Raw genomic sequence first — 15,490 nt, 5'->3', positions numbered from 1 at the left:
CATGTCGGAATTGATGGCCTAAATGCCGTTTATCGGTCGCGAAACAATATTACGCTGCGCCTGCACAATAGCGGGGAGCAGCAAGGGCTGAGGAGGCCACAGACATGCCGGGTTACAATTCCAAATTCGAACTGTCGGTCGAGGATATGGATCTGATCGAGGCGGCGCTGCGTCAGACCAAATCCGAACTTTCGGCGCGTGTGCTGCCCGACATGGAACAGCACGACAAGACCGAGGACAGCATCGGCGAGGCCGATGAGACGCTGCGCCAGATCCACGATCTGCTGGGCCGTCTGCACAACCAGAAGGTCTTTTACCGTCCGCGTCGCGGGGCCTATATCGGCGGGTGATCGAACGGGCCTGCCGCTGATCTGATGTCTTTGCTCACCGACCGGCTGATCGCGCCGGATATGGCGCCGCATGCGGCGCGCAATGCCCGGCTTCACGTGGCGGCCCTCAGCCTGAGCAAGCTTTCTGACGGGCTGGTTGATCCGAAACTCGTGCTAAGCTGGCTGTTGGGCACCATGGGCGTGCCTGCCGCCTTCATCGGCATGCTGGTGCCGATCCGCGAAGCCGGGGCACTTCTTCCGCAGATTGTGCTTGGTGGCTGGCTGACCCGGTTGCGGCAACGGCGGTGGGTCTGGGTCACCGGCAGCGCCGTGCAGGGGGCTGCGGCCATCGGCATTGCGCTCACCGCGCTATGGACCGGGGGCGTATTGGCCGGGGTGCTGGTCTGCGCCTTGCTTGCCTGTCTCGCGGTGGCGCGCGCCGCCTGTTCGGTCTCATATAAGGATATTCTGGGCAAGACCGTGGGGCAATCGCGCCGCGGTGCGGTGACGGGCCTTGCGGGGTCGGTCTCGGCGGCGGCGGTGGTGATTTTCGCGGCGCTGATGCTGACCGGGGTGCTGAAATCCCAAGACGCGCTGATCGCGGCCATCGCGTTCGCCGGGCTGGCGTGGCTGGTGGCGGCGATGGTTCTGGCGGGACTGCGCGAGCAGGACAGCACCCCCGATGACGCCTCGCCGGTCGAAACCTATCGAGAGATTTTGCGTCGCGACGCCAACCTGCGCCGCTTCATTCTGGTGCGGGGCCTGCTGGTCTCGACCGCACTTGCGCCGCCTTACATGGTCCTGCTGACCGCACAGGAGGGCGGCGCATTGGGCACGCTGGGGGCGATGCTGCTGGCCTCGTCGGTGGCGGCGTTTGTCAGTTCCTACGTCTGGGGGCGGCTGGCGGATCGCGACAGCGCCCGGGTGCTGGCTCTGGCGGGCGGTTTTGCCGGGATGGCGATGCTTGCGGCGATTGCGGCGCAGGTGATCGGGCTTGCGCAAGGGCCGGGTGTGATCCCGGCGATCCTGTTTGTGCTGATGCTGGCCTATCACGGCGTGCGGCAGGCGCGCTCGGTCTACCTCGTGGATATCTCCGACCCGGAGTTGCGGGCGCAGAATGCCGCGATTGCCAATACCGCCATTGGGGGCATCCTGCTTTTGGCCGGGGTCATCGGCGGCGGGCTGTCCTTTGTCGGGCCGCTGGGGGCGCTGGCGGGCTTTGCCGCAATGGCGCTGGCAGGCGGTGCCTTTGCCCTGACGTTGCGTCGCGTGGCAGAGTGATCCGAAACCGGTTTGCCCTGATCGGGCCGCGCGTGCATGATCGGCCCGGACAACGCGGGAGGACACGATGCAAGAGCCGTCTTATCTGACCACCGCCGAGGGGCGTCAACTGGCCTATCACCTCACGCCGGGGCAGGGGCCGGGCGTGGTGTTTCTGGGCGGGTTCAAATCCGACATGGAAGGGACCAAGGCGCTCTGGCTGGAGGAGTGGGCGCGGCGCACAGGCCACGCCTTCCTGCGGTTCGACTATTCCGGCCACGGGCAATCCTCGGGGGCGTTCACCGACGGGTGCATCGGCGATTGGGCAACGGATGCAAGGGCGGCGATCGAGGCGCTGACCAAGGGGCCGCAGATTCTCGTGGGCTCATCCATGGGGGGCTGGATCGCGCTCTTGCTGGCGCGGGCGATGCCGCAGCGCGTGGCGGGGCTGGTCACGATTGCCGCCGCCCCGGATTTCACCGAGGATTCGATGTGGGCCGGCTTTGACGCGGCACAGCGCGCGACGTTGCAGAATGAGGGGCAACTCGCCCTGCCAAGCGACTATGGCGAGCCCTATATCATCACCCGTCGCCTGATCGAGGAAGGGCGCGAGAACCTGGTTTTGCGCAGCCCGCTCGATTTGCCCTTTCCTATTCGATTTCTGCAAGGAACTGCCGATCAAGATGTGGATAAATCCGTTGCATTATCGCTTTTAGACCATTCTGTCGGGCCCGATAAGCGGCTTGTTCTGGTCGACAGGGCCGATCACCGGTTCTCTGATCCCGACTGTCTGGCGCTGATCGAGGCCTCGGTCGAAGAGGTGATCGCACGGGCGGGTCAGGTGTGATGCGGCGGGTGCTGCGCGGGCTGGGGCGGCTGGCGCTGGCGTTGATCGCGGTCAGTGCCTTGGCGCTTGTCCTTGCCCCGCGCGAAGAGGTGGCCGCGCCCGCACCGTTCGAGCCGCGCAAGTTCGGCGAGGGGATCGGTGTTTATCTGGAGGTGGTCGAATCCGCCTATGACGACATTCGCCCCGGCAGCGAAAAGCGCGTGATCTGGGCCGGGCAACGCGAGACGCGCACGCCGATTTCGATCGTCTATCTGTACGGGTTTTCCGCATCGAGCCAGGAAATCCGCCCGGTGCCGGACCGGCTGGCCGAGGCCTTCGGCGCGAACCTCGTCTATACCCGGTTTCGCGGCCACGGGCGCACGCCTGACGCCATGGGCGAGGCAACGGCATCCGACTGGCTGGAGGACGCGGCCGAGGCGCTGGCGCTCGGCCGGGCCACCGGCGAGCGGGTGATCGTGCTCGCCACCTCGACCGGGGCAAGCATCGCGGCGGTGGCGCTGCAGGAGGCCGCGCTGCGCGACGGCGTGGCGGGGATCATCATGGTCTCGCCGAATTTCGGGATCAACAACCCGGTGGCGCCCCTGCTGACGCTGCCGGGGGCGCGTCACTGGCTGCCGCTGCTGGCCGGTCAGAGACGCAGTTTCGAGCCGCGCAACCCCGGGCAGGCGGCGGAATGGACGACGGAATATCCCAGTGTTGCGGTCTTTCCGATGGCCGCCATCGTCGCCCATGCGCGTGATCTCGATTACACCGGCGTGACGCTGCCTGCGCTCTTTTATTATTCCGACGCCGACCGCGTCGTGCGGCCTGATATCACGGCAGAGGTGGCGGCCCGCTGGGGCGGCCCGGTGACGCGCAGCACCCCCGATCTGGGTCCCGAGGATGATCCCTTTGCCCATGTCATCGCGGGCGATATCATGTCACCGGGGAACACGGCGCGCGCGATTGACACGATGCGCGACTGGATTTCTGGCGTAATCTGACGCACCGGCGCAGCCGGGGCTTGCCCTTTTGCCCTGAGCGGTGTCATGCTTTGGCACAGTAGCGGGGGCGCAGACCCCCGGGAGAGCGAGATGTCCGATGAGCAGTGACCCGGTTGTGTTTCTTCCCGGCATGATGTGCGACGCGCGCCTTTTCGCGCCGCAACTCGCCGATCTGAGCCGCGACATGGCGGTCACGGTCGCGCCGGTCACCGGCGGCGACCGGATCGAGGAAATCGCCTCGGGGCTTCTCGACGTGCTGCCCCAGCGGTTTGCCCTGGCAGGGCTGTCGATGGGCGGTATCGTGGCGATGGAGGTGTTGCGCCGTGCGCCCGACAGGGTGACGCGCATCGCCCTGATGGATACGAATTCCCTGGCCGAAACCCCGCAATCCGCCGCCGGGTACGAGCCTTTCATCATCAAGTTGCGCGCCGGGCGCATTTCTGAGGCGGTCGAGATGATGCTGGGCCGCGATGTTCTGGCACCCGGCCCGGCCCGGGCGGGCGTGATGTCGGCGCTGGTCGAGATGGCCGAAGATCTGGGCGTGGCGGCGATCATCCGCCAGACGCGCGCCCTGCAGCGCCGCCGGGATTACCAATCGGTGCTGCGTCGCTGCAAGGTGCCCGCGCTTGTGCTCTGCGGCGCGTATGACACGCTTACCCCGCTCAAACGGCATGAATTCATGGCCGAAATGATCCCCAATGCGACGCTGACAGTGATCCCGGATGCCGGGCATCTGCCGGTGCTGGAGCAGCCCGAGGTGACGACAGCGGCGCTTCGGGGGTGGTTGAAACGGCCCTTGATGCTGCAGAACCGCGTGGATGCCTGAGCAAGACCAAAGGCCCGAGCCCTATGCCAAGGGAAAGCTGCGGCAATGGCGACGCCGGGTGCAGCTGTGGACCGGGCGTAACCTGCCGCCCGGCCTGCGCCTTGTCGCGGGGCTGTTGCTGATCTGCGGTGGTTTTCTGGGCTTCCTGCCGGTGCTCGGCTTCTGGATGATCCCGCTCGGCCTTGCGGTCGCGGCGCTTGACGTGGTGCCGCTCTGGCGGTGGCTGCGCGGACGGCGGCGCTAGCGGACCAGGTCCGCGACCGTGTCCACGTCTTGCAGCCGGTCGATCAGTGCCACGCTCTGGCCGTCAAGGCTGCGCACCGTGTCATCCAGCGCGTGTTCGCTCGACCAGCGCACCCCGTCGAATAGCGTTGTGGGCACGCGCTGCGTGCGGCGCAACCCGACCAGCCAATAGCCGCCGTCATGCGCCGGACCGAACACCGCGTCATGCCGCCCGAGGGCGTCAAAGGCGCGCGCGACATGGGCGGCGCGAATGCCCGGGATATCCGCTCCGATGACACAGACCGGCCCCGGCGGCTCGCCGCGCAAGAGCCGCCCCATGCGGTCGCCCAGATCGCCCGGCCCTTGCGGGAGACGCGGCAGATGCGCGGGCCAGACGCGACTTTGCAGGCCCGCGCGGTCCGGGCTGACGGCAAGGCTCAGATGCCAGCGGGGGTCCTCCACCTCGCGCAGGAGCCGCGCCACCTGATGGCGAAACCACCACGCCGCCGCCGTCATGCCGATGTCACGCCCGAGCCGGGTCTTGACGCGGCCAGGTCGCGGTTCCTTGACCATGACGATCAGCTGCCGCCGCATCGGGTGCATCAGGCGAAATAGTCGCGCAGGATACGGGCATAGATCGCCTTGAGCTGGTGGATTTGCGCCACCTCCACCCGCTCATCCACCTGATGCATGGTCTGGCCCACAAGGCCGAATTCCACCACCGGGCAGTGATCCTTGACAAAGCGCGCGTCCGACGTGCCCCCGGTCGTCGAGAGCACCGGCACCACGCCGGTTTCGGTCTCGACCGCGCCCGCCACCAGATCCGAGAGCGGGCCGGGCGGGGTCAGGAACGACTCCCCCGAGACCTTCACCTGCATCGCGCCCGTGACGCCGAATTCCTCCGCCACGCGGTCGATCTCGGCTTGCATCCATTGGGTCAGGCTGGCGCTGTCATGGGCATCGTTGAAGCGGATATTGACCGTGGAGCGGCACTCGGCGGGGATCACGTTGGTGGCCGGGTTGCCGGTGTCGATGGTGACCACGGCCAGCGTCGAGGGATCGAAATGCTCGGTGCCCACATCGAGGGTATGCGAGGCCATCCGGTCCATCAGCCGCGCCATGGCGGGCAGCGGATTGCAGGCGCGGTGCGGATAGGCGGAATGGCCCTGCACTCCAGTGATCGTGATCCGTGCGACAAGCGAACCGCGTCGCCCGATCTTGATCATCTCGCCCATGCGCTCGGGGCAGGTCGGCTCCCCCACGAGACAGGCGCTCATGCGCTCGCCCTGCGCGTCCATCCAGTCGAGCAGGGCGGTGGTGCCGTCCACGGCGTCGCCTTCCTCATCCCCGGTGATGGCGAGGATCAGCGCGCCCTCGGGTGGGGTTTCGGCCACGAAATCCACCGCCGCCGCGACAAAGGCCGCGACGCCGGATTTCATGTCCGTGGCCCCGCGCCCGTATAGCACGCCGTCCTTTTCGACCGCGCCGAAGGGCGGCACGGTCCATGCCGCCTCATCGCCCACCGGCACCACATCGGTATGACCGTTGAAGCCGAAGCTGCGCGCCGCGCCCTTGTCGCCCCACCGCGCAAAGAGGTTGCTGACCCCGCCACGATCCACCCGCGTGCAGGCAAAGCCCGCGCCGTCCAGCACCTTTTCGAGCAATTGCAGCGCGCCGCCCTCTTCGGGCGTGACCGAGGGGCATTTGATTAGATCAGCGGTCAGCTGCGCGGCATCGAGCGGGCTATGTGGCATTTCGGCGGGTCCTCTCAGATCAACATCCCCGACCGGTTAGCGCGGATCGCGCCCAAGCGCAAACCCGGACCCCGTGGCCGGTTTGCAAGGCTGACTCTGCGTCACGCGAATAAACCTTAACACCGATGGAAGTTTTTGGTATTTAAGGACAGTCAATAAAAAAACCCGAGGCAGGGCAAGACAGACTTACGGGCCGCCAGTTCCGCAAAAGGACATAGATCCTCAAGGACAATGGCCCCGACATCCGGGCAGGCCGCGTGTCATCAGGCAAGGACGCGCGTCCCCGTCATTCAGGATCGGATGGCCCCGTTCGGGCCATGTAACGCTGCGTTTGCACTGCCTTTCAAAGAGGTGGGGCAGAGCATGGTTTCAGGCGTCGAGATACCGATCGACCGCGGTGCGTCCGCGACGGAAATGGCGCAGACGATCTTTGGCGACGGCGTCACGGTGATCGGGGCCTCCTACACGGGCGACCGCGACAGTTCGGGCATCTACACCAATGGCGACAGCATCTCGCCGGGGGTGACCCCGGGCGACACCGGCGTGATGTTCTCGACCGGTGATCTGCGCGGGTTCACCAACAACAATTTCTTTCAGTCGAACCAGAGCGCCAGTACGACGACGTCGTCGAGCGGGCCCAACGGGGTCAACGATTTTGACAATGCGGCAGGGTCCCGGACGTTCGACGCCTCTTACCTCGATGTCGATTTCATCCCGACCGGTGACGTGATGACGATGCAATTCGTCTTCGCCTCCGAGGAATATCCCGAATACGCCACCGGCGCGTTCCAGGATTTCTTCGGCGTCTGGGTCAACGGCAGTCTCGTGCCGCTCAGCATCGGCGATGGCGATATCGACCCCAACAACCTCAATGCCGGGTCGAACGGCAACCTCTTCATCGACAACACGGCCGACCAGTTCAACACCGAGATGGACGGCTTCACCGCGACGCTGACGCTGACCATGCCGGTGAATGCGGGAGAGGTGAATTCGATCCGGATCGGCATCGCCGACGTGACCGACAGCAACTACGATTCCACGGTGATGATTGCGGCGGACAGCGTGCAGACAACGCTCGTGGCGGGCGATGACACGACCACGCTGTTTCCCGATGGCTCGCGCACGCTCGATCTTCTGGCCAATGACATCAACAACACGGCCGGAACGCTGTCGATCACCCATCTGAACGGGCAGGCGGTGTCGGCGGGCGATATCGTCACGCTCAATTCCGGGCAGCAGATCCAGCTCAACGCCGATGGCACGATCGAGGTGATCGGCGATGGCGATACCGAACTTTTCAACTTTACCTACGAGGTCGAAAGCAGCACCGGGCAGACCGATGTCGGCTTTGTCACGGTGGATTCAGTGCCCTGTTTCGTCGCCGGAACCCTCATTCGCACGCCCGGCGGCGAGGTGCCGGTAGAGACGTTGCAGCCGGGCGATCTGGTGCTGACGCAGGATGAGGGCGCGCAACCGCTGCGCTGGATTGGTCGGCGCAAGGTGATGGCGGCGGGCGATTTTGCGCCCATTCGCATTGCCGCCGAAACCTTTGGTTCGCATCGCGAATTGCTTCTGTCACCGCTGCACCGGGTGCTCATTCGCGACAGTCTGGCAGAGTTGCTGTTCGGCGAGCGCGAGGTGCTGGTGGCGGCGCGCGATCTGGTCAATGACCGCTCGGTCCGGCGGATCGAGGGCGGCGAAGTGGAGTATGTACATATCCTTTTCGACCGGCATCAGGTGGTGTTCTCCGAAGGATTGCCAACCGAAAGCTTCCTGCCCGGACCGCAAACCGCCAACAGCTTCGAGGCCGAGATCGTCGACGAGATCTGCGCGCTCTTTCCCGAGATCGACCCGGCAACCGGCGCGGGCTACAGTGCAGCCGCGCGGCGCACGCTCAAGCGATACGAGGCGCGGCTTCTGATGACCCACGCGCGCGCGGCCTGAGATGGGCTGGATCGCGGTCACCGATCACGACGGCGGGCATTTCATGCCGCAGGGCCTCGGTGCGCCGCAATCGGACCGCGAGGTGATCCCGGATGCCAGCGATCTGATGGCGCGCGGCACCCTGATGATCGAGACGCGCCCGGCGATGGAGCCGCGCCCGCAGACCTTGCTGTCCTTCAGCCGCAGCCATCCGTGGCATGGTGGCTTTTCGCTGCAGGCGCTGCCGTCGGGCGGGATCAGCCTGATCGAGACGCAGGCGGGCGACGTGCGCCATGCCACGCTGCCCTACAGGCTCGATGATCGCACCGACAGCCTGCGCATCACCTATAGCTGGGACGCGCCCGCGCGGTGGGGGCGGCTCTCGGTCGAGCGGCCAGAGGTGTTCGGCGTGGCCTCGATCGCACTGCCGCCGCCGCATCCGATACCGCTTTCGGACATGCGCACGATCTTCACCGATCCGCGCCAGCGGCAGATGGACCGGGACGTGATCTTTGCGGCGCTCTCGTCCCGGATCGAGCCGGTTGGGCCGATGCCGGGGCTAAGCGGGTCGGTCCCGGTTCTCACGCCCGGCGGCTATGTGGCGGTGGGCCGGTTGAAGCGCGCCGACAAGGTGTTGACCACCGAAGGCGCGCCCGTGCCGGTGCTGCAAAGCCTGCATCGCCGGGTGCCCGCGTTCGGCAGCTTCCGGCCCGTGCGGTTGCGGGCGCACTATTTCGGCCTGCGCCGCGATATCGTGGTGGCCCCGCATCAGCGGCTGGTGATCCGCGGCTCCGAGGTGGAATATCTCTTCAACTCCGAGGCGGTGCTGGTGCCCGCCCGGCATCTGGTCAACGGGTTTTCGGCGCTTTTTGCCGAGAGCCCGACGATGGTAAGCTATCACAACCTGCTGTTGCCCGGTCACGAGGAACTCGATGCCGCCGGAACGCAGACCGAGAGCCTCTATGTCGGACGGTTGCGACGCAAGCCCGATATGGTCGGACTGAGCGTGCTGGCGGGATGTGATCGCGCCCGCCTGCCCGAACATCCCAAGCCGCTCTGGCCGGTGCTGAAACCCTATGAGGCGATCACCCTCGCGATGAACCGCGCGGCCTGATCCGGGGGGCTCTCTCAGGCGCAGGCACCCGTGGCGCGGGGCAACTCGACCCAGACCAGCGCGCCGTGCGACACTGTCCGGTCAATGCCGACGCGGCCCTGCATGGCCTCGGCCTTGAGCCGCGCGATGGCCAATCCCATGCCTGCGCCAAAGGTCGTGCCGGTCGCCTGATCCAGCCGCTCGAACGGGGCAAAGGCCTGTTCGGGATCGTCGGTGAGAAACCCGGGCCCGTCATCGGCGACCGTCACCCTCACCTGATCATCCCGCGCCGGGGTGATGCCGATGCTGACGGTGCCCTCCGGCCCGCTGTAGCGCAGCGCGTTTTCAACCAGATGCGACAGGATGTCGGTCAGCATGGTCCGGTCCGCCCACACCTCCAGCGGGCTGTCCGCCTGCGACAGGTGTATCGCGTCCTCGCGCACCGTCGCGCGATACTGCGTGCGCACATCCTCGATCACCGTCGCGACGCGTACGGCGCTCAGCGTGACAGGCGCACGCCGCGCGGCGAGATCGGCGAATTGCACCGTGTTCTCGATGGTCGACAAAAGCGTCTTACCGGCCTCCATGATGCGCCCGGCATAAAGCGCCTGTTGACGGTCCTCGCGTTTGGCCGCGTCCTCCTCGATCAGGTCCGCCAGCCCGATCACCGCGCTGAGCGGGGTGCGCATTTCGTGGCTGATGCCCGACAAGAGCACGGTCTTGGCGCGGCTCGTCTGGTCGGCCTGACGTTTGGCCTCTTCCAACTCTGCCTCGTAGGTCTTTGATACAAAAGCGAAATAGAACACTTGAAAGATGATGATGCTAAAGGCCGTGGCCCCTGACATGGGGGCGTAGAACCGGGTGGCCATCTGCGCCCCGATCAGCGGCGACAACCCGTCATGCAGCACGAACCACGTCACCCAGAGCAGCACCGGCACCGCGATCATCGCCGCGATATGCCCGCGCTCGCGGTGCAGTGAAAACACCGCAAAGGGAAAACCGGCCATCGGTATGAGGATCGTCGCCACACCGCCCGCCGGGTGCACCACGCAGGCCCCGAGGAAGATCGCCAGGTTCGTCGAGCCGAGCCAGAGCGTGTTGCCCCAGGCAAGCGGCAGGTGCGAGGCCAGCAGACGTGCCGCGACAAACCCCGAAAACGCAAGCGCGCCGATCAGAAAGACCGGCAATTCCCCGCTGAGCGCCGTGAGAGCGAGCCAGGCACTGGTAAAGACCAGTCCGAAGAGCACGAAGGCAAAGGAAATGCGGGCGCGGATGATCGCCTTTTCCGAGCCCTTGCGCGCCTCTGCCATGTCGTCAAGCATTCGCGTCTCTCCGCCAGTCTGGCCTTTGATGATCTTTCGCTTTGCAACGCGTGCGCGGCACGCGGGACAGTTTCGCGAGATGCGCAGCGCGGAGCCGTCCTGCAAGCGCCGTGCCCCGCCCGGGAACCTAGTCGAAAAACGGGGTCATCTGCGCAACGATCACTGCATTCTCGTCGAGGGCCCGCTGCATCAGGGTGCGTTCCTCGTCTGATATCTCGTGGCCCTCGGCCTCGCGCTCTGCCAATGTGCCATAGCCCGACACGTCGAGCGGTGCGGTATCGGCCTGTTTGAGGATCGCCACCGTCTCGCGCACCGCCTCGGCCTCGTCCACGCCGGAGGCAAAGACCATGAGCGCGGCCCCGGTCGCCTTGGCAGGCAGACCGTCCCCGGCCTTGCGGCCAATCTCGACCAGCAGGGTATAGACTTGCTGGCGTTTCGGTTTCTTCTCGGTCTCGCTCATTTCCGGCCCTCCGTTGCCGCGCAGCCCTGCGCCAAGCCGCCCGTGAAGTCAAGCTGGCCGGGTTTTCATTGGGGCCGGGTGGCGTTAGCGTTGACTTGATCGTGACAGGAGGACGTGCCGATGAAACGGATCAAGGACATGGTGGCCGAGGCGAATGCGGTTGTGGCGCATGCGCCGGCGGCGCAGATGCTGGACCTGCATGGCACCGAAGGCGTGACCTTCGTCGATCTGCGCGATCCGCGTGAGTTGGAGCGCGAAGGCATGATCCCCGGTGCGTTTCACTGTCCGCGCGGCATGCTGGAATTCTGGATCGACCCCGAAAGCCCCTATGCCAAGCCGCAATTCCAGAGCGGAGGGCGGTTCGTGTTCTATTGCGCGTCGGGTTGGCGCTCGGCGCTCGCGGCACGCACGGCGCAGGAGATGGGGCTGGCGGGGGTGAGCCATGTGAGCGACGGGTTCTCGGGCTGGAAGGCGGCCGGGGGTGCCGTGGCCGAGAAACCGCGAAAGGGCTGAACGGCTGGGGCAGTCGCGCCGCGAGGCAGCGATTGGCCTGGAGCGTACGTTTAGGTGCAGCCCCAATGCGCGGAATCAAGGTGCCGCAGGCACCGCCGCGCAGCGCCCGACCGCCCCCTCGGGCGGGCGCTATTGCAACGTTTCAAGCCATTGATAACGCGGGAGTACTTGGCGGGCATAAAGTGCGGTCCGCCGAGGTTGCTGCGCCCACCCGGCGGTCGGGCACCGCGCGGCTCACCTCTGAAACCGCCAAGGTCCGCTCAAGGCCAAAATCGCCCCGCACCAAACGAAACGCTTTCCTCGCCACAATGCCGCCGCGCGGATCAGTCGCGCAGCAACTCGTTGATCGCGGTCTTCGAGCGGGTCTGCGCATCCACACGCTTGACGATCACCGCGCAATAGAGGTTGAGGTTGTTCTTGGTCGGCATCGAGCCCGAGACCACCACCGAATAGGGCGGCACCTCGCCGATGAACACCTCACCGGTCTCGCGGTCGACGATCTTGGTCGACTTGCCGATATAGACGCCCATGCCCAGAACCGAACCCTCGCGCACGATGCAGCCCTCGACCACCTCCGAGCGCGCGCCGATAAAGCAGTTGTCTTCGATGATCGTCGGCCCCGCCTGCATCGGTTCCAGCACGCCGCCGATCCCGACGCCGCCCGACAGGTGCACACCCTTGCCGATCTGCGCGCAACTGCCGACGGTGGCCCAGGTATCGACCATCGTGCCCTCATCCACATAGGCACCCAGATTGACGAAGGACGGCATCAGCACCACGCCGGGCGCGATATAGGCGGATTTGCGCACCACGCAGTTCGGCACGGCGCGAAAGCCTGCGCTGCGCCATTCGGCTTCACCCCATCCGTTGAACTTGCTGTCGACCTTATCCCACCAGCCGCCCGCCTGCGGACCGCCGGGATGGATTTCCATATCCTTGATGCGAAAGCCCAGAAGCACCGCCTTCTTGGCCCATTGGTTGACGTGCCAGTCGCCGGTCTCCTGCCGCTCGGCCACGCGCAGGCTGCCGCTATCCAGCGCGTTCAGCGTCGCCTCGATGGCCTCGCGGGTTTCGCCGCCGGTTTTGGGCGTGATGGTGTCGCGCGCCTCCCAGGCGGCTTCGATGGCGGTCTCAAGGGCTGCGTTGGACATGGGCGTTTCCTTCGGATCAATGGCGTGTGTTGTGTTCGCCTATAAGCGCAAGCCGGGACGGGATCAATGCGACCAACCGCAAAGCACGCGCGACGTCACCCCGCCAAACCCCGTCATCCTCCGGCCGTACACGGCGAAACCTCAGCCCCCTACACCCCGTCATCCTCCGGCTTGACCGGAGGATCTCCCCGGCACCCGCGCGATGTCTGCCTGCGCGTGGCGCGATCTCGGCTGCTCCAAAGCCCGTCATCCTCCGGCCTGACCGGAGGATCTCCCGCTGCCCGACAGATACCCGCCTGCACCGCCATGACGGGGCGCGCGCCCTCAGCCGCGCATGCGCTCGGATTTCGGGTCGTACATCGGCCGCAGGCTGGCCACGGCCTGCACCCGCGTGCCCGCCACGTCGATCTCGTAACTCGAGGCCAACACCTGCTCCACGCTCTCACCCTTGCACGGCACGTAGCCCATCCCGATGGCAGCACCAAGATGATGGCCATACGCCCCCGAACTCAGATAGCCCACGATCTCGCCATCGCGCAGAACCGGCTCGTTGTGATAGAGCATCGGTTCCGGGTCGGTCAGGCGGAATTGGACCATCCGCCGCTCCAGCCCCGTCTCGCGCTTTCTCAGCACCGCATCGCGACCGATGAACTCGGGCTTGTCGGTCTTGACGGCAAAGCCCAGCCCCGCCTCCAGCACATGATCCTCGCAGGTGATGTCATGGCCGAAATGGCGAAACGCCTTCTCGATGCGGCAACTGTCCATCGCGTGCAGCCCGCAGAGCGTCACCCCGTGATCCGCGCCCGCCTCACTCAGCACCTCGAAGACATGGCCGGCCATGTCGGCGCTCACGTAAATCTCCCAGCCAAGCTCACCCACGTAAGACACACGATGCGCCCGCGCCAGCCCCATGCCGATCTCGATCTCGCGCGCCCATCCAAACGGGTGCGCGTCATTCGACATGTCATCGGGCGACACCGCGCGCATGAGATCCCGCGCCTTCGGCCCCATCACCGCCAGCACGCCCTCACCAGCCGTGGCATCGGTAATGACGGCCTGCCGCCCCCTCAGATGCCGCCGCAGCCATGTCTCATCCGCCAACCGCGTGGCGGCGGGCGTGACCACCAGATAAGCGGTCTCGCTCAGCCGCGTCACCGTCACATCCGCCTCGATGCCGCCGCGCGCATTCAGAAACTGCGTATAGACGATCCGGCCCACCGGCACCGCCATCTCCGCCCCGCAGACATGGTTGAGAAACGCCTCCGCCTCCGGCCCCTCGACCCGCAGCTTGCCGAAACTCGACATGTCATAGAGGCCCACGCCCTGCCGGATCGCCCGGTGCTCCGCAGCGGCATTGTCGAACCAGTTCTGACGGCCCCAGCTATAGCGATAGTCGCGCTCCTGCCCCGGCGCGGCATACCAGTTAGCCCGCTCCCAGCCTGCCGTCTCGCCCATGACAGCCCCACGTTCCAGCAATTGCGCATGAAACGGCGTGCGCCGCACGCCGCGCGCGGTGGCCTTCTGCCGGTACGGGTAGTGATCAGCATAAAGCAGCCCGAGCGTCTCCTTCGAGCGCTCGAACAAATACTGCCGGTTGCCCTGAAACGGCTGCATCCGTGAGATATCCACATCGCCCAGGTCAAAGGGCTTCTCGCCATCCTCCATCCATTGCGACAGCGCATGCCCCGCGCCGCCCGCCGACTGAATCCCGATGGAGTTGAACCCCGCCGCGACCCAGACATTGTCCATCTCGGGCGCCAGCCCCAGATGATAGGCATCATCGGGGGTAAAGCTTTCAGGACCGTTAAAGAACGTGTGAATCCCCGCCTCGGCCAGCATCGGCATCCGGGTCACCGCGGCCTCCAGGATCGGCTCAAAATGGTCGAAATCCTCCGGCAACTGGTCGAATTCGAAACTCGCAGGGATGCCCGCCATGCCCCAGGGCTTGGCATTGGGCTCGAACGCGCCCAGCATCATTTTCCCGGCATCTTCCTTGTAATAGGCGCATTCATCCGGCACCCGCAGCACCGGAAGCTGTGACAGCCCGGCAATCGGCTCCGATACGATATAGAAATGCTCGCAGGCATGCAGCGGCACGTTGGTACCCGCCATGCGCCCCACCTCATGCCCCCACATGCCCGCGCAATTCACGATCATCTCGCAGGCGATATGGCCCGCGCTGCCATCCTCGCCCTGCCAGTCTACGCCCGTGACGCGGCGGCCCGACCGGGCCATCCCCGTCACCTTCACCCGCTCCTGCACCTTCGCACCGCGCCCCCGCGCGCCCTTGGCTAATGCCAGCGCGATATTCGCCGGATCGGCCTGCCCGTCGGTGGGCAGCCAGACGCCGCCCGTCACGCCATCGAGGTTGAGATGCGAGTAGCGCTCGCCGATCTCGGACGGCGACAACTCCTCCACCGGCACGCCGAAAGCGCGCGCCATCGCCGCGCTGCGCTTGAGTTCCTCCAGCCGCTCGCCCGTCAGCGCCGCCGAGATCGACCCCACCTGCCGGAAGCCCGTGGCGATACCGGTTTCGGCCTCCAGCCCGGTATAAAGCTCGGCTGAGTAGCGCGCGAGCCGGGTCATGTTGGCACTGGCGCGCAACTGCCCGATCAGCCCCGCCGCATGCCACGTGGTCCCCGAGGTGAGCGCCTTGCGCTCCAGCAGCACCACGTCGGTCCAGCCCAGCTTGGTCAGGTGATAGGCGACGGAACATCCCACCACGCCGCCGCCGATGATGACCACGCGGGCCCGGTTTGGAAGATCGGTCATGTCGTGCCTCTTGTCAGCGTTGGGCATCGAGTATT

The 15,490-nt window shown here is 65.9% G+C and carries 15 protein-coding genes; 9 read left to right on the top strand and 6 right to left on the bottom strand.

The genetic code is table 11. The annotated features are described in order from the left end of the window. Positions 1-104 precede the first annotated feature (104 nt). The 6 genes from BMX04_RS13365 (at position 105) to BMX04_RS13340 (ending at position 4,489) form a co-directional block, all read left to right on the top strand. On the top strand, positions 105-350 hold the full coding sequence (locus tag BMX04_RS13365) for a hypothetical protein (protein ID WP_050662214.1): 246 nt from the start codon (positions 105-107) through the stop codon (positions 348-350). 24 nt (positions 351-374) lie between these two features. Further along, positions 375-1,610: an MFS transporter gene (locus BMX04_RS13360; protein WP_074787275.1), complete on the top strand. Its 1,236-nt coding sequence runs from the start codon at positions 375-377 to the stop codon at positions 1,608-1,610. A gap of 67 nt (positions 1,611-1,677) precedes the next feature. Next, positions 1,678-2,436 carry an alpha/beta hydrolase gene (locus BMX04_RS13355; RefSeq protein WP_074787273.1) on the top strand — a complete coding sequence of 253 codons (759 nt, stop codon included), beginning with the start codon at positions 1,678-1,680 and terminating at the stop codon, positions 2,434-2,436. After that, a complete protein-coding gene (locus BMX04_RS13350; RefSeq protein WP_074787271.1) occupies positions 2,436-3,419 on the top strand; it encodes an alpha/beta hydrolase in 984 nt (327 codons plus the stop codon). The genes BMX04_RS13355 and BMX04_RS13350 overlap by 1 nt, the downstream gene beginning before the upstream one ends. A gap of 97 nt (positions 3,420-3,516) precedes the next feature. Beyond that, entirely contained in the window at positions 3,517-4,245 is a 729-nt protein-coding gene (locus tag BMX04_RS13345) for an alpha/beta fold hydrolase (protein WP_050662218.1), read from the top strand. Beyond that, entirely contained in the window at positions 4,238-4,489 is a 252-nt protein-coding gene (locus BMX04_RS13340) for a hypothetical protein (protein ID WP_074787269.1), read from the top strand. The genes BMX04_RS13345 and BMX04_RS13340 overlap by 8 nt, the downstream gene beginning before the upstream one ends. Here BMX04_RS13340 and BMX04_RS13335 read toward each other — a convergent pair. Together BMX04_RS13335 and dapE are read right to left on the bottom strand one after the other, a co-directional pair. Continuing rightward, the gene (locus tag BMX04_RS13335) at positions 4,486-5,061 is read right to left on the bottom strand and encodes a TIGR04282 family arsenosugar biosynthesis glycosyltransferase (RefSeq protein ID WP_074787267.1); all 576 of its coding nucleotides are present in this window, start codon (positions 5,059-5,061) and stop codon (positions 4,486-4,488) included. The genes BMX04_RS13340 and BMX04_RS13335 overlap by 4 nt on opposite strands. Positions 5,062-5,069: 8 nt before the next feature. Further along, positions 5,070-6,221, bottom strand: a complete 1,152-nt coding sequence (gene dapE, locus BMX04_RS13330; protein ID WP_074787265.1) for a succinyl-diaminopimelate desuccinylase — start codon at positions 6,219-6,221, stop codon at positions 5,070-5,072. A gap of 363 nt (positions 6,222-6,584) precedes the next feature. Between dapE and BMX04_RS13325 the strand changes: the two genes are divergently transcribed. Continuing rightward, positions 6,585-8,165: a Hint domain-containing protein gene (locus BMX04_RS13325; RefSeq protein WP_074787330.1), complete on the top strand. Its 1,581-nt coding sequence runs from the start codon at positions 6,585-6,587 to the stop codon at positions 8,163-8,165. Between the two features lies 1 nt (position 8,166). Next, a complete protein-coding gene (locus BMX04_RS13320; RefSeq protein WP_074787263.1) occupies positions 8,167-9,258 on the top strand; it encodes a Hint domain-containing protein in 1,092 nt (363 codons plus the stop codon). A gap of 14 nt (positions 9,259-9,272) precedes the next feature. On the opposite strand, the gene BMX04_RS13315 is transcribed toward BMX04_RS13320, so the two are convergent. Beyond that, positions 9,273-10,559, bottom strand: a complete 1,287-nt coding sequence (locus BMX04_RS13315) for a sensor histidine kinase (protein ID WP_244888550.1) — start codon at positions 10,557-10,559, stop codon at positions 9,273-9,275. Between the two features lie 127 nt (positions 10,560-10,686). Further along, entirely contained in the window at positions 10,687-11,019 is a 333-nt protein-coding gene (locus tag BMX04_RS13310; RefSeq protein ID WP_074787261.1) for a hypothetical protein, read from the bottom strand. Between the two features lie 120 nt (positions 11,020-11,139). Between BMX04_RS13310 and BMX04_RS13305 the strand changes: the two genes are divergently transcribed. Continuing rightward, positions 11,140-11,532 carry a rhodanese-like domain-containing protein gene (locus BMX04_RS13305; RefSeq protein WP_074787259.1) on the top strand — a complete coding sequence of 131 codons (393 nt, stop codon included), beginning with the start codon at positions 11,140-11,142 and terminating at the stop codon, positions 11,530-11,532. 323 nt (positions 11,533-11,855) lie between these two features. Here BMX04_RS13305 and dapD read toward each other — a convergent pair whose 3' ends face one another. Then, entirely contained in the window at positions 11,856-12,683 is an 828-nt protein-coding gene (gene dapD / locus BMX04_RS13300; protein ID WP_074787257.1) for a 2,3,4,5-tetrahydropyridine-2,6-dicarboxylate N-succinyltransferase, read from the bottom strand. 324 nt (positions 12,684-13,007) lie between these two features. Then, positions 13,008-15,455, bottom strand: coding sequence for a GcvT family protein (locus tag BMX04_RS13295; RefSeq protein WP_074787255.1), 2,448 nt, complete (start codon positions 15,453-15,455; stop codon positions 13,008-13,010). Positions 15,456-15,490: the final 35 nt, after the last annotated feature.

The organism is Roseovarius tolerans, from assembly GCF_900109855.1.
Lineage (GTDB): Bacteria > Pseudomonadota > Alphaproteobacteria > Rhodobacterales > Rhodobacteraceae > Roseovarius > Roseovarius tolerans.
Note: the sequence above shows the minus strand (reverse complement) of the source record. Positions and strands in the feature narration are given on the sequence as shown.

Coding starts and splice junctions, on each gene's coding strand:
- BMX04_RS13365 (WP_050662214.1), top strand. CDS start 105: ATGCCGGGTTACAATTCCAAATTCGAACTGTCGGTCGAGGATATGGAT.
- BMX04_RS13360 (WP_074787275.1), top strand. CDS start 375: ATGTCTTTGCTCACCGACCGGCTGATCGCGCCGGATATGGCGCCGCAT.
- BMX04_RS13355 (WP_074787273.1), top strand. CDS start 1,678: ATGCAAGAGCCGTCTTATCTGACCACCGCCGAGGGGCGTCAACTGGCC.
- BMX04_RS13350 (WP_074787271.1), top strand. CDS start 2,436: ATGCGGCGGGTGCTGCGCGGGCTGGGGCGGCTGGCGCTGGCGTTGATC.
- BMX04_RS13345 (WP_050662218.1), top strand. CDS start 3,517: ATGAGCAGTGACCCGGTTGTGTTTCTTCCCGGCATGATGTGCGACGCG.
- BMX04_RS13340 (WP_074787269.1), top strand. CDS start 4,238: ATGCCTGAGCAAGACCAAAGGCCCGAGCCCTATGCCAAGGGAAAGCTG.
- BMX04_RS13335 (WP_074787267.1), bottom strand. CDS start 5,061: ATGCGGCGGCAGCTGATCGTCATGGTCAAGGAACCGCGACCTGGCCGC.
- dapE (WP_074787265.1), bottom strand. CDS start 6,221: ATGCCACATAGCCCGCTCGATGCCGCGCAGCTGACCGCTGATCTAATC.
- BMX04_RS13325 (WP_074787330.1), top strand. CDS start 6,585: ATGGTTTCAGGCGTCGAGATACCGATCGACCGCGGTGCGTCCGCGACG.
- BMX04_RS13320 (WP_074787263.1), top strand. CDS start 8,167: ATGGGCTGGATCGCGGTCACCGATCACGACGGCGGGCATTTCATGCCG.
- BMX04_RS13315 (WP_244888550.1), bottom strand. CDS start 10,559: ATGCTTGACGACATGGCAGAGGCGCGCAAGGGCTCGGAAAAGGCGATC.
- BMX04_RS13310 (WP_074787261.1), bottom strand. CDS start 11,019: ATGAGCGAGACCGAGAAGAAACCGAAACGCCAGCAAGTCTATACCCTG.
- BMX04_RS13305 (WP_074787259.1), top strand. CDS start 11,140: ATGAAACGGATCAAGGACATGGTGGCCGAGGCGAATGCGGTTGTGGCG.
- dapD (WP_074787257.1), bottom strand. CDS start 12,683: ATGTCCAACGCAGCCCTTGAGACCGCCATCGAAGCCGCCTGGGAGGCG.
- BMX04_RS13295 (WP_074787255.1), bottom strand. CDS start 15,455: ATGACCGATCTTCCAAACCGGGCCCGCGTGGTCATCATCGGCGGCGGC.